The organism is Oceanobacillus sp. M65, from assembly GCF_052246275.1.
Lineage (GTDB): Bacteria > Bacillota > Bacilli > Bacillales > Amphibacillaceae > Oceanobacillus_B > Oceanobacillus_B jordanicus.
In genome coordinates, this window is sequence record NZ_JBQQCJ010000001.1 from 1,053,983 (window position 1) to 1,068,855 (window position 14,873).

Consider the following 14,873-nt stretch of genomic DNA (forward strand, 5'->3'; position numbering starts at 1 on the left):
TGATAATTGTAAACGCTGTCATATTGTAGTTAAATGATATGTAAATGAAAAAGGAGTTTACTATGAATATCATTCTTGCACCAGATTCATTTAAAGGTAGTTTAACAGCAATGGAGGTAGCAAAGACAATGGAAAAAGCCATTCTGGATCTTGACCGAAGCCATCGGGTGACGCTAAAACCAATGGCAGATGGCGGTGAGGGGACAAGTGATGCGCTATTGGCTTCCTTATCTGGGAAACAAATCACAATAGATTGTACGGGGCCTCTAGGGGACAAAATCTCAACTAATTATGTCATGTTAGATTCTAAAGAGGCTGTCATTGAGCTAGCGAATATAGCGGGATTAGTGCAGGTCCCGTTAGAAAAACGAAATCCAGATGTCACGACAACCTATGGGGTTGGGGAGATTATTCTTGATGCACTCGAGAAAGGATCCACGTCAATTATATTAGGAATCGGTGGAAGTGCCACAAATGATGGGGGGTTAGGAATGTTACTCGCCTTAGGGATGGAGGCGTGGGACAAGGAAGGTAGCCCAGTAGCTGGTTTTGGGAAAGATCTACACAAGATCAATAGAATTAGTTTTAAAAATCTAGACAAAAGGATGCAAAATGTAGACATAAAAGTAGCGTGTGACGTTCGAAACCCACTATGTGGTGAGACTGGAGCAAGTGTTGTGTACGGACCACAAAAAGGAGCTAACAAGCAACAAGTTTCCACATATGACCAGAGTTTAAATCGTTATGCCAGCCTAATTGAAGAGATAGTTGGGAGACCTCTGAAGGAAGAACCAGGGGCAGGAGCAGCTGGTGGAATGGGGTTCGCATTGTTGGCAATCGGTGCTCAACTAGTGTCAGGAGCAGAGTTGTTGGCCAGTACGATGCATTTAGAAGAAGCGATTCAACATGCTGATCTTGTGATTACAGGAGAGGGGCAAAGTGACAATCAAACTTTATTTGGGAAAGCCCCAGGGCACGTAGCATTACTTGCAAAAAAACACCATGTAACAGCTATTCTTCTATCTGGTAGCTTGGTAGGAGATTTAGATGCATTAAGGGAGAGGTTTTCAGGTTGCTTTTCAATTATTAACAAACCTTTAACTTTAGAAGAGTCTATGAAAGAAGCAAAAAATTTATTATACGAGCAGACAAAACAAATCATTCACTTTGCATCAAGTCAATCCATTACGTATCACAAAACGTTTATAAACTAAATTAATTTGGGGAGGATTCATGATGAAAAAAAGCGCTTTTAATTGGATGGTTGGTAGCTTATTGATCGTATTGTTTCTAACGGGATGTGGACAGGAGGACGCAGCTTCTGGGGAAGCGGATAAAGAATATACCATTAAATTTGCACACGTTGTAAGCCCTTCTACGGCAAAAGGGAAGGCAGCAGAAAAATTTGGTGAATTAATCGAAGAAAAGACTGATGGACAAATTAAAGTCGAAGTTTATCCAGATTCTCAACTTGGAAGTGATCGAGAAATAATTGAACAGATGCAGTCTGGTACCGTGCAAATGAATGCGCCATTTACAGGCGTACTTCCTACCTTTGTGAAAGAATTTGAAGTATTTGATCTACCGTTTTTATTTGAAGATAGAGATCATGCTTTTAAGGCAACAAATGGCGAGCTTGGTAACATTTTAGGAGAGAAATTGGAATCTCAAGGAATGCATTTACTTGGTTTTTGGGACGGAGGATTTAAGCATTTGACGAACTCTGTACATCCAATTGAAACACCTGAAGACATGAATGAACTTAAAATGAGAGTATCTCAAAGCCCGCTTCTAATATCACAGTTTCAGGCAGTAAATGCAGGAGGAGTTTCCATCGATTTTTCTGAGCTTTACACAGCTTTACAAACAGGAACAGTAGATGGCCAGGAAAACCCACTATCAAATGTTGTAAGTAAAAAGTTTTATGAAGTGCAGGATTACCTTACATTAAGCAGTCATGGTTACATGGCCTATCCATTGGTAATAAGCAGTAAGTTTTATGATGAGTTACCTGAGGATTTGCAAACTGCTGTAGATGAAGTTTCTAAGGAAGTAACGGAGTGGCAATGGGAAGAGGCGAAAACAGACGAAGAAGCATATATGGAAGAGCTAAATGATTCAGATATTAGTATAAATGAATTGTCAGCCGAACAGAAGGAAGCTTTTAAAGAGGCAATGTCCAGTGTATATGATGAGTTCAATAAGCTAGAGGGAAGTGAAGAACTGCTAGAAGCAGTGAACAAATAACGCACGATGAATAGTTAATTCATAGAACGGTTGCTATAACCGTTCTCCCTTTTTTCTCTCAATAGATTCAAAAGGAGCATTTACATGAAAATAAATAAGTTGTTGAATAACTTAGAAGAATATGTGGCGGTATTATCTCTTCTTATAGCCTCTTTATTGGTCTTTCTGCAAGTAGTGCTTCGTTATGGGTTCAATATATCATTAGTTTGGTCAGAAGAGGTTTCAAGGTACATTATAATTTGGTTCATCTTAGTCGGGAGTAGTATAGCAGTTAGGGAGAAGGCCCATGCGACTGTAGATGCGGTGGTAGCATTTCTGCCAACTATACCTAAAAAGATTTGTTCTATTTTAGCAAATTTAATTGGAGTGACCTTCAGTGTTATTCTTATCTGGTCAGGGTCCATTACGGTCTCCAATGTTATAGAATTTGGTAATGTCACACCGGCTGTAGGAATTCCAATGGCCATCCCTTATTTAGCCTTACCTGTTGGTGGAGCATTAATGTTAATTCGATTTCTTCAGTTATTCATACAGGACATTACCAATTTTAAAACCAGTGCTCCTCATGATAAACCTCCTATTTCAGATGGGAGGGGAACGCGATGATTATTGTTGTTTTTGCTATCTTATTAATTATTGGGGCCCCAATTGCCGTTGCAATTGGTTTATCAAGTTTTTTAGCCATGATACAAGAAGGAGTTTCGATAGATGTTTTCTCTAGAACCATTTTTGCAGGGATAGATTCCTTTACATTGATGGCAATTCCCTTTTTTATCTTTGCAGGGGATTTAATGTTAGCTGGAGGGACTTCAAAAAGGTTAATAGATTTCGCAAAGAAGTTGGTGGGCTGGACTACTGGAGGACTACCTATTGCCGGGATCATGTCTTCCATGCTATTTGCTTCTCTATCTGGATCGAGTCCAGCAACGGTAGCTGCAATTGGTGGCCTCATGATTCCTTCCTTAGATGATGCAGGATATTCACGTAAGTTTGCCATTGGTTTAATGACAACGGCGGGGACCTTGGGGATCATTATCCCCCCAAGTATAACGTTACTAGTGTATGGTTCATCTGCAGAGGTTTCGATTAGTGATCTGTTTCTTGCTGGAATAGTTCCAGGTATTTTTATCGGATTGGTACTTATCTTAGTAAGTTTTATCATTTCTATAAAGGAAGGATTTAAGCCAGAGGGAAAGGCTAGTTTAAGAGAAGTAGGAAAATCATTCATTTCAGCAATCTGGGGAATACTTCTACCTGTTATTGTATTAGGCGGAATTTACTTTGGGATTTTCACTCCAACTGAAGCAGCTGCTGTCGCAATCTTTTACAGCCTAATCATTGGGTTGTTTGTTTATAAAGAATTGACGGTGAGAAGTTTAATTGATGTTACGAAAAAATCCGTCATCACCTCATCCATGATCATGCTCGTTATCGCAGCCTCTAATGTGTTCAGTTGGTATCTGACATATGAACAAATACCTACCAATCTAGCTGCCGTATTTCTTGAGTATGCTAACACAGAGTTGATATTCCTGCTATTAGTTATTGTCATTCTATTGCTAGTAGGAATGTTTATGGACACAAGTGCAGCTGTGTTAATTTTTGTTCCATTATTCCTGCCAATGGTTCTCGAGCTCGGTATAGATCCGATCCACTTTGGAATCATTATGATTGTAGCACTTTCAATTGGAATGATTACGCCACCATTCGGATTAAATTTATTTGTCGCTTCAGGTATTAGCAAAACATCCTTAACTGTGGTGATAAAAAGTACAGCACCTTTTATTCTCGTTATGATTTTTGCCTTGCTTGTTATAACGCTTATACCGGAACTATCGCTATTCTTATTGGATGTATTTGAATAAGCATTTTCTACTTTTGTGGAAAATCGATTTCATTAGTAAACAACTCATTTATGGACATAACTTAGTGATAGAAAAAACGTGTCTTAGTCTAAAAATAACCCACGGCTCTTCGGCTGTGGGTTATTTGTTATGAATCAATTTTACATTTCTTTAGACTTTAATATGGAATAATTCAATGGTCCAGTAAAAATCAATCCCGCAGCAGCTATACCTAAGAAAATTGCAGAGTATGATAGCAGTTCAATGTCCTTGACTAAAACAGAATCTTTAATAATACGAAGGATGGTAATAAGGCTTGGAAATACGAGCGTCCAAAATAACATGATTTTTAAACTTTTGACATGCTCTCTCCTCCCGTTACTATAAAATTATTAAACCATACTGCTGCTTTAGTCTAAAGGAGGATGACAATATTCATTGTCCTTAATGCCTCGGCCCTTTTTTATATTTTACGTGCCAATCCCTGTTTCCAATTGGTATACCATTTTTCCATCGTATGAGGGATGGGGCTACCAATCTCCACAAGCGCTTCTTTGAAAAGCGTATATTGTCTTTCTGCTAATTTGTTTTTCCCCGTAAGTGCATAAAGCTTTATTAATTGGTAGTTGGCAATTTCATCATCCGGATGCCTGCTGCATAGCTGACGATACCAGCCTTCAGCTTTCGAGGTGTCCCCTTGGTCATGGTAATATGCAGCAAGCAGTTGGGCTGCTTCTATCCATTCCTGCTCCAGTCGAACGCGTTCGGCTTCTGCCCACAGATAACCATAATCCTCTAAATAGCTCCCTTGATACAAGGCCATACTCTTTTCAGCTTGGGAAATGGTCTCTTCGTCTATTGCGGAGAGGCTATTTAACCTGCGCTCCCACTCATATAAATCAATCAACGTATTGGCTAGGATAAGCATGTATCCACCCTGCACACTTTTCAGAGTGAGATATGATTTGAAATTTGATAGTGTCTTTCTTATATGATAAATCGTCGTGTAAAGCTGAGAAAATGCCTTCTCTTGATCAATTTCTGCCCATAATAATTCGGTTAACTCATCTTTGCTTACCGTTCTTCCTCGGTTGTGAAGCAAATATAGAAATAGTTCTCTTGCCCGTAATGTGCGCCATGTAATCATTTCGGCTTCCTTGTTTGTCAGGTTGAAAACTAATTCTTTGCTTACATTGATGTAAAGTGATGTTGGTTCTTCCGCGATCTTCCGTTGTTTCCCCTTTACTTTTGCTTCTGCGCGTTCAATGGTTGTCTTTAAGCGATCAATTTGCACAGGCTTTAAAAGATAGTCCAATGCGTGGACTTCAAAGGCCTGCACAGCATATTGGTTAAAGGCGGTTACGAAAATAATTTCTAGGCTGGGATTCATTTCTAAAAGTTGTTCCGCTAACTGAAAGCCATTTCGCTCAGGCATTTCAATATCCATAAACACAATGTCTGCTTCTTTTATGAAAGAGGTATGACTGGAGGGATCGAAAAAGGTGAGTGTCTCTATGATATGTATGTTACTTACCCTTTGAAGCTGCCGCTTAAGAAATCCTAATGCAAGTGGTTCATCATCGACTAGAACTGCTTTCATCATGACTTTCTCCCTGCCTTCTATTAAAACGTTTTCCGAACATTTCCTATATATCTAGCATAGACAATTTTCCTTTATTGGTAAAGGGGTTACAGGTTATTTCTGGTAATTATTTCACCCTTTCAGACATAACCTTAAATTTGGGCATCCAACTTGATGTAAAGAAAAAGTATAGGTGACGTCTCTATAATCAGGAATTGGATTCCCTTGCTTTTTAACGGGAGAAAACCTAAACGAAGGAGCGTGGAGTTTTGAATAAGAGGTTAAGCATATTGTTTGTGTTCATGCTGCTATTTCAAACCATTGTTAGCAGCTTTGCACAGCCAATTTCAGCCCTTGCAGAAGGCAATGAAACCAGTATTTTTCAAGCGGTGACATTGTTGGATGTTGAAGGGAAAGCCCTTGAATTAGCTGATGCTAAGGAAGGGGAAGAAGTAACAGTACAAGTCGACTGGTCGCTGGCAGATGTAGAGCCTAATGCGAGTGGTGAAGAAACACATACGTTATCTGATGTGTTGCAGATCCAAGAGGAACAACAAGGCGTGCTGACATATGAGGATGCACAATGGGGAACGTACCTGGCTGACACAGATGGAAATGTCACCATTACCTATCCGGAAACCGAGCAGGAGGTTCGGAATAGCGAGGGAACATTTGTCATTAAGGCGTTAGTTAAAAAAGAAGAAACCGAGACGGAAGAAGAAAGTACAGTTCCAGAAGAGAGCACAGATTCAGCTGAACAGGAAGAAGTAGTAGATCAAGAAGAAGCGGAAAGTAAGGATACTGCTGAAGAAGAGTCAACAGAAGAAGCAACTGACGAGGAACAGTCGCAGGATAAGCAGCGTTCAAAGGTTGAGAAGGCAGAAGTAAATAGCTTTGTGGCTTCTGAAATTACAGAAAACCTTATCACAGATGTAACCTTGTCACAACGATTTGAAGATAGTGATCCAATAGAATTGGTGCCTGGTGAGGAAATAAGGGTGGATAATCCTTATGATGCATTCCAGGTTGCAATAGATTACAAGTTTGCACTACCAGATGGACATCAATACGGAGCAGGGTCCACGTACAAGATTAAAGTGCCAGATTTATTCAGTGTACAACCAAACCCAGAACCTACTGCCCTGAAGACAGCTGCTGGTGTGCAATTTGGTGAGTTTATCGTAAATGGAGACAATGAAATTGTCATTATGTTCAATGAAAATATTGAAGAGAATTCTAATATTGCTGGCTATATTAATTTATGGTCCGCATTTGATGCACATTATGCAGGTGCTGCTGAAGGGGAAGAAATTACCTTTCCGATAGCGGGAGAGAATTCGATTACCTATCCGATTACGTTCGAGCCAAGAGGGACGGCAATTGATAAACGCGGTGTACCAGATAAGTCCTATAATACAAACAAAATCACATGGACAGTAGACTTCAATAAAAACTTGCAAACTATTGAAAATGCTGTGTTGGCTGATGAAACTACTGGAGAGCAGAAAGTTATAGATGGCTCGATGAAGGTGTATAAGCTACACATGAATGCAAATGGTACGATTGACGAAGGTAAAACCGAAGAGCTTAGCAGTCATGGTTTCGGTACAGACTTCCCATTACAGCTTGGTACTATTGACAGTGCCTATAGGGTCGTTTATGAGACAGAAATCACGGATGAAAAGGGCACTTCATATAAAAACAAGGCAACATTAGATGGCGAAAACGCGGAGCCAGTTTCTGCAGAAGCTTCTGTTGGAGTTAAACGTGGATCGCCACTTGAAAAGAGGTCGTCTGACTATGATTCAGCTACTCAGACTATCACTTGGGAAGTGAAATACAATTATGACGAGAAGGAAATCTCTCGAAATGATGCTTTACTTACGGATGTTTTAGAGGGGAATCATGAGTTAATCTCTGATAGTTTTGAAGTGAAAGAGATTGCGATTAACCCAGATACTGGGGCGGAAGCTGGTAGCGAGAATTTTAATGATTACACACTAAATGAAACAGCGGATGGCTATACTTTACAATTTAACAAAAACATTGATAAAGCCTATAAAATCACGTACAAAACCAAAGCAACAGACAGGGTATTGGACAATGAATCCGTTTCGAATACGATAACGGATGGTTCAGGAAATGAAAAAGGCGGTTCAAGAGGTTTAGTGCAACAAGTCTTGCATAAATCAAATGATAATAATGCCAAATATGATGAAAAGACAACGGGCTGGACGGTTCGTATTAACCGTGATGAACACACTATGCAGGATGTTAACTTCTCTGATACATTGCCAAAAGGATTTACCCCACGTGATATTGTCGTCACACATGGTGGAAGTCAATTAGGTGAAGAGAAATACACGTTAAATTTTGATGCGGATCGCAACCTTTTAACGATAGATTTTCATAACACTATAACAAAAGAAATCCTTATCACCTATACAACCGACATTAATTTTGATGAAGTAGATCATGGAACAAAAACATTCAAGAACAAAGCGAAAATGGATTGGATTCCGGAAGGTGGGGCTGAATCTGATCGAATTACGAAGGAAGCATCAGCCACATTTACACCAGATGGCTACACAGTTGCAAACGGCTTTAAGCATGGCTCGTACAATATGGAGTCAAAAGTCATCGACTGGAAGATTGGGGTTAACTATAACAAGGCGACCCTCCATAATGTAGTTGTCGAGGATATCATCCAAGGTGAGCAGAATTTTGAGCTGAACTCTGTGAAGGTTTACAAAATGAAACTTACAGGTGGCGCCAACGGGTATGAAAAAGGCGAAGAAGTTACATTAGGTGACAATGCAATTGAATCTTTCACGACGGATGAGGGCGAACAAGGCTTCCGCGTTCATCTTGGAGACATTAGGACTCCATACTTGATCACTTTTGAAACAGATTTAAACGATCAACTTATCGATAAGTCCTATGATAACAAGGCTACTGTAACAAGCAGCAACAGGGATTCCTTTGATTTAACTGCTAGTGTATCTCCTAAACATGGAAGAGAATACACGAACAAAACGGCAAATCAAAATGCAGAAAATCCACGTGTTGTGAACTGGCGACTTAACATTAATTACACACAATCAACAGTCTCGAATGTAAAAGTAACAGATACACCAAGTGCCAACCAGAGCTTTTTAAAAGATTCCTTCCATTTGTACGAAACGATTGTTTCACCAAATGAAATTAAAAAGGGAGAAGCACTTGAAGAAGGGGAAGATTATACCCTGACATTCGAGGAAAACGATGAGGGCGTCGAAACCTTTACCTTAACTTTTTTAGAGGAAATTGACCGTGCCTATGTACTGGAATACGATACGTACATTTTGCATAAAGGCGATGGAAACATTAATAACAATGCAACATTTACAGGGGAAGGAACGGAAGGTCTTGATACAGGTGACCAGGTTAACAAGCCAATTCGATTAGATGGCATCGGTGGCGGAATTGATGGAGAAGTGGGTAGCCTGGAAGTATTGAAAACAGACGCTGCCGATAATACACCACTGGCCGGAGCGGAATTCACCTTATATGACAAAACAGGTGAAAATGCAATCCGTACCTATATCACAGGGGAAGATGGAAAAGTTACCTTTAAAAACCTTCTGTATGGTGATTATATCCTGAAAGAAACGGGCGCACCAGAAGGCTATGTGACAGGCATACAGGATACAAAAACGGTTACGGTTGATGCTGAAGTCAGTACAGAAACCATATCCAACAAGAAGATCACCCGCCATGTCCAATTAACAAAAGAGGATGCAGAAACAGGTGACGTGTTAGCAGGGGTAACATTTAAACTTGTGAATGAAGCTGGCGAAACCGTAAAAGCTGATTTAGTAACAAACGAGGAAGGCATCATCACGGTAAAAGATCTTGTGCCAGGTAAGTATGCTTTTATCGAAACAGAAGCGCTCTTCGGTTACGAGCAAGACGAAACACCGATTGAGTTTACCATTGGTGAAAAACAAACTGAAGTGAAGAAAGTGAAGGCGAAAAATGATATCCTGCTTGGAGCAGTAACGTTACAAAAAGTAGATGTAGATAATAACAATGCTCCACTTCAGGGCGCAGTATTTGAACTACAGAATGCTTCAGGGGAAGCTGTTTCAGTAGATGGAAAGAAAACTTTCACAACGAATGAAAATGGCGAAATTTCCATTGGGGATCTTAGACCAGGAACCTATTATTTTGTAGAGAAAGAAGCACCAGAGCACTACGTACTGGATGCGGATCCGATCAAAGTAGTGGTTGAGAAAGGTCAAACAGAAACAGCTATCGTTCAGGCTGAGAACGCACTTATCACTGGATCTGTTGCCCTTACGAAAAAAGGGGAAGACGGAAAGCTTCTTGATGGCGTTGTCTTCGAATTACAGACACAGGAAGGAGAGACAGTTAAATCAGAACTACAAACAGGTGAAGATGGAAAACTTGTGGTGGAAGATCTTAAACCAGGTCTTTATCAATTTGTCGAAACAGCAAGTATCCCAGGATATGAGCTTAATACAAATGTTGAAAAGTTTGAAATTGTGAAGAGCCAACAAGAACCAATTGAAGTTGAATTTACGAATGACCTGACACCAGGATCTGTCCTGCTTACAAAAGTGGGAGAAGAAGGAGAAGACCTTGAAGGAGCTGAGTTTGAACTCCGCAATGGAGCAAGCGACGTTATTCACGAAGGGTTAACCACAAATAAAAACGGCCAAATTGAAGTGACAAATTTGAAGCCAGGTTTCTATACCTTTATTGAAACAAAGGCACCGTTTGGTCATGAGCTTGACGGGAGTCCAATTGTGTTTGAGATTGAGTTTAATCAACAAACACAGGAAACAGTAACGAAGGAAAATGAGCGTACAACAAGTGCTGTGGAACTTACGAAAAAAGGCGAAGATGACAAGTTGCTTGAGGGTGTTGTTTTTGAACTTCAAGACGACTCTGGAAATACACTCCAAGAAGATTTGGTGACGAATGTTGATGGAACCCTACAGGTTGATCATTTAAAACCTGGTAACTATCAATTTGTCGAAACCGCGTCCATTCCGGGCTATGATCTTGACCCTACAGCCCATACGTTCACCATTGAATTAGGACCAAAGACAACAGTAGAAGTAGAAGCTGTTAATGAGCTAACGACAGGATCTGTTGTTTTAAGTAAAATAGGGGAAGAGAATGAAGCACTTCGTGGTGCGGTATTTGAATTACAGGACGCAGAAGGAAGTATATTACAATCTGACCTTATTACAAATGAAGCAGGGGAAATTGAAGTTCTTGATCTGAAGCCAGGTAGCTATCAGTTTGTTGAAACAAAAGCACCGTTTGGTCATGATCTTGATGCTACACCTGTATCATTTGAAATCGAATTTAACCAGCAAGAACAACTGAAAGTGAAGAAAGAAAACAGTCGCTCGACTAGCTCCGTAACGTTAGCAAAATTTGGAGAAGACGGGAAGCTATTAGAAGGGGTCACATTTGAACTGCAAAATGAAGCAGGGGAAGTCTTGCAAGAAGGTTTGCAGACAGACAAAGACGGCGATCTTACAATAGATGATTTAAAACCCGGCCATTATGTATTGGTCGAAACCGACACAATTGCAGGTTATGATTTAAACGCGACACCAATTCCATTTGAAATCAAACTAGGCCAAGAAACGGCTACTGAGATTGATTTTGAAAATGCTCTATCTACCGGATCTGTTAGTCTTACCAAAATCGGTGAAGAAGACGAAGTTCTGGAAGGAGCACAATTTGACCTATTGAATGCAGATGGGGAAATCATACAATCAGGCCTTGTGACAAATGAAGAAGGTACGATCACCGTGCTTGATTTAAAGCCTGGCGATTACCAGTTCATTGAAACGAAAGCACCGTTCGGCCATGATCTTGATGAAACACCTATCGCATTTGAGATCGTGTTTGACCAACAGGAGCAGCTTGAACTTGAAATGGAAAATAGCCGTACAACAAGCTCTGTTGAATTAACAAAAGTGGATAATGAAACGAAGGAAGTACTGGAAGGAGCTGTCTTTGATGTAAGACAAGGGGACGATGTAATCGTAGAAGGCGTAACATCAGATAAAGATGGAAAAATCTTTGTCGATGAGTTGAAACCAGGAAATTATCAGTTCGTGGAAACAGCGGCACCTGAAGGGTACCACTTATCCGATGAGCCGATCCCTTTCACAATCGAACTTGGGCAAACCGAAACATTAAAGCTAACTACAGATAATACGATTATCAAAGGAAGCTTCCACTTAACAAAAGTGGATTTCGATCATCAAGATCTGCCGTTAGAAGGCGTGCAATTTGAACTGCAAAATGAAGCAGGAGACACATTACAGGAAGAGATCACAACGAACGAAGCAGGGGAACTGCAACTTCACGACCTGCGACCAGGTAACTATGTATTAGTAGAAACAAAACCTTTGTTCGGCTATGAAGCTCATGAGCCAATTGCCTTTACGATCGACAAAGGACAGCTAGAAGCGAAGCAAGTAACGATCACGAACATGTTAAGTCGCGGTAGTGTGGAGTTAACAAAGCAAAATGAACAAGGTGAACTTCTGCAAGGAGCCATTTTTGAACTGCAGGATGCAGAAGGTAACACTTTGCAAACAGATCTTGTAAGCGACGAAAATGGAAAGATTTTTCTTGGAGATCTAAAGCCAGGAAGTTATCAGTTTGTTGAAGCTGAAGCACCAACTGGTTATGTTCTAGATGAGATACCTATAAGTTTTGAAATAGAAATTGGTCAGGAAGAAACTGTCCATGTTACAGCGACGAATAAAAAAGTTCCAGCATCCCCTTCAGATAAAAATGAAGATAAAGATCCCGGGACTCCAACCACAGGTGATTCTGATAAAACAACTGACAACAAGACTGGTAGTACTTTACCAAAAACCGCAACAGACATGTATCAATTCATGCTGATCGGTTTAGGTCTACTTCTTGCTGGGGGAGTAATTTACCTTATCGCAAGAAGAAAACGTCAAGCTGAGTAAGGATTAAATGAATACCCCATCTACCAACAGTGTAGATGGGGTATTTTTATGCCTGCTAATAATTCTTCGAAAGATGCATCGTTATAGGATCACATATATCCGTTCTTGAAGTGACATTCATGCCTTTTTCCTTCTCCGTTTCTCACGACAATGCTTAGCAAAAAATGGCTATACAAAGGGAAAGACGTACATAATTAATGGGGCGTCTTACTCTTTTTTCTCCATATAAAGCTCTCCGTCTGTATAGCTACAAATAAATATATCTTCTACGGTAAGTCCACGCTGCTTGATCTGACTAAAGAGCCAGTCTTTATTAACGCGCAGGATGTCTAGCTGTTCCTCTTGTACCACGCCGTCCACAATCACGGGCAGGCTAAAGGGTGTGTCGTAATCAAAGACAGAAAAAGCACCCGAAGCTTCGATCATGGCGTATTTGACGGTTGAGATATCTGCGATGCCTTTATCACGAAGCTGGGTATAAAGATCGTCAACCGTGTAGCCATTATCCCTCATGTTTTGTTGATGGCATTTTCCATTTTCAATAATAAGCGAGGGCCTTCCGTCAATAACGTCACGAGCTTTTTGGCTTTTCAATGTGAGTTTGGATACAATGTATTGAATAAGAACAAGGAGAAAAATTGGTAGGAGCGCTGTGAACAGAGATCTTTCCTGTTCTTCGATAACAATTACACTTAAGTCAGCGATCATAAGCGTGACCGCGATCTCCAAAACACTTATCTCCCCAATATCCTTTTTCCCTGTCAATTTAAAAAACAGCAAAATTGCTATGAAAGCAATGGGGGTGCGATAGAGAATGAAAAGAGATTCTTCCACAGACCAAACTCCAATCTAAATATACTCGTATTTACCTTGTTCTATTTGGTGGAAATTATACCTTGCTAAACTTTGCAAGGAGCAGAACTCGAGTGGAGGAATAGAAGAAATAGTAGCCCAAATTAAAAGGAAAAGTATGCTGCTCGTATAATCGATCGGGCATGCTTTTCCTTATGGTCTGAACTGCAAGATGGGGTTCTCATTTGCGACACATGTATGTGAGAAAGCGCAATAAGCTACGCTTGCAAGCGATGCTGTGCAATGTTCTTCGTAGCTAGATAATCAGTAACCAAACTTGTCCCTTCCTCTATTGAGTTTGCCGTGAGGCTAACCTTCTTTTTAGAGGGAATCTGGTCAACAAGATGGTCATATAACGGATCATAATAGTACTCAAGTAACAGTCTAACTGCTGAAGCGTATTGCTCGGTATTTAAGTCAGCTTCTATTTGGCTTGCAACAGGAGTATGGATTCGCTTTTTAATTCGTTTAAATGCTGCAATGCATGCTTGTTTTTGCTCCCATGGTTGGTAGTCCTCCAAAATTTGCTGAACACGCACTTCTATTGGCATGTGAAGGATAAGTTGTGTAGCCTGCTCCTTTTTTTCCAAAAGAGCTGTAGGCAACAATACTTTTCCTATACGTTTACTTTCCCCTTCAAACAGAACGTAAGGGGCGTCATGGAGTAGGTCCATCTCTTCAACAAATAAGGCGTCAAATGTCTTCTGATTGTATGGGTCCAAACCAATTTGCCCAAAAATCGAGCCGCGGTGATTCGCCATTCCTTCCAAATCAAGTACCGGATAGCCTGCATTTTTTAGATTTTGTAGTATTCTCGTTTTTCCAGATCCAGTATAGCCATTGAGTACAAAAGCCTCATGCTTCCAATTAGACGCATCTAGTGTTGATGCAACCCAATTACGATAACTACGGTAACCCCCAACTAATCGCTTCACCTTAATTCCCATTAAATCTAAAACGGTTGCAGAGGTTTTACTTCGCATTCCTCCACGCCAGCAAAAAACAGCTTTTGCTCCAGGTATTCCAGAAAATTCCTGGATAAAAGCAGGTAGCTTTGCTGAGATGATCTCAAGCCCCTTTTCTTTTGCTGCTTCAGGGCTTATCTGTTTATAGAGTGTTCCAACCTCTGCTCTTTCTTCGTCATTGAAAAAGGGGATGTTGATGCTACCTGGAATAGTTGCATCCTTATATTCAGAAGGTGAACGGACATCAATTATCGTTAGTTCACCGGCATGATGTAAGGCACGTAATGAATCTACGTTAATATCTTCAAACATGAGTAGCCCACCTTTCTCCTGATTTTTAGTGTGACGTACAAGCCAGGCAAAATTT

General features: G+C 40.3%; 8 protein-coding genes. 5 read left to right on the plus strand and 3 right to left on the minus strand.

Features of this window, described 5'->3' with window-relative positions; genetic code table 11:
- The first annotated feature begins 62 nt into the window (after window positions 1–62).
- The 4 genes from ACTWPF_RS05010 (at window position 63) to ACTWPF_RS05025 (ending at window position 4,112) form a co-directional block, all read left to right on the plus strand.
- Window positions 63–1,214, plus strand: a complete 1,152-nt coding sequence (locus tag ACTWPF_RS05010) for a glycerate kinase (protein ID WP_443148534.1) — start codon at window positions 63–65, stop codon at window positions 1,212–1,214.
- Window positions 1,215–1,236: 22 nt separating this feature from the next.
- Window positions 1,237–2,247: a TRAP transporter substrate-binding protein gene (locus ACTWPF_RS05015; RefSeq protein WP_443148535.1), complete on the plus strand. Its 1,011-nt coding sequence runs from the start codon at window positions 1,237–1,239 to the stop codon at window positions 2,245–2,247.
- A gap of 84 nt (window positions 2,248–2,331) precedes the next feature.
- Window positions 2,332–2,853, plus strand: a complete 522-nt coding sequence (locus ACTWPF_RS05020; protein WP_106897625.1) for a TRAP transporter small permease — start codon at window positions 2,332–2,334, stop codon at window positions 2,851–2,853.
- Window positions 2,850–4,112, plus strand: coding sequence for a TRAP transporter large permease (locus ACTWPF_RS05025; RefSeq protein ID WP_443148536.1), 1,263 nt, complete (start codon window positions 2,850–2,852; stop codon window positions 4,110–4,112). The genes ACTWPF_RS05020 and ACTWPF_RS05025 overlap by 4 nt, the downstream gene beginning before the upstream one ends.
- 442 nt (window positions 4,113–4,554) lie before the next feature.
- Here ACTWPF_RS05025 and ACTWPF_RS05030 read toward each other — a convergent pair whose 3' ends face one another.
- Entirely contained in the window at window positions 4,555–5,694 is a 1,140-nt protein-coding gene (locus tag ACTWPF_RS05030; protein ID WP_443148537.1) for a response regulator, read from the minus strand.
- Window positions 5,695–5,942: 248 nt separating this feature from the next.
- Here ACTWPF_RS05030 and ACTWPF_RS05035 point away from each other — a divergent pair, with 248 nt between their 5' ends.
- The gene (locus tag ACTWPF_RS05035; protein ID WP_443148538.1) at window positions 5,943–12,689 is read left to right on the plus strand and encodes a SpaA isopeptide-forming pilin-related protein; all 6,747 of its coding nucleotides are present in this window, start codon (window positions 5,943–5,945) and stop codon (window positions 12,687–12,689) included.
- 207 nt (window positions 12,690–12,896) lie between these two features.
- Here ACTWPF_RS05035 and ACTWPF_RS05040 read toward each other — a convergent pair whose 3' ends face one another.
- Window positions 12,897–13,523 (minus strand): DUF421 domain-containing protein, encoded by a 627-nt coding sequence (locus ACTWPF_RS05040; protein ID WP_443148539.1) that lies wholly within the window; start codon window positions 13,521–13,523, stop codon window positions 12,897–12,899.
- A gap of 236 nt (window positions 13,524–13,759) precedes the next feature.
- The gene (mnmH, locus tag ACTWPF_RS05045) at window positions 13,760–14,818 is read right to left on the minus strand and encodes a tRNA 2-selenouridine(34) synthase MnmH (protein ID WP_443148540.1); all 1,059 of its coding nucleotides are present in this window, start codon (window positions 14,816–14,818) and stop codon (window positions 13,760–13,762) included.
- Window positions 14,819–14,873: the final 55 nt, after the last annotated feature.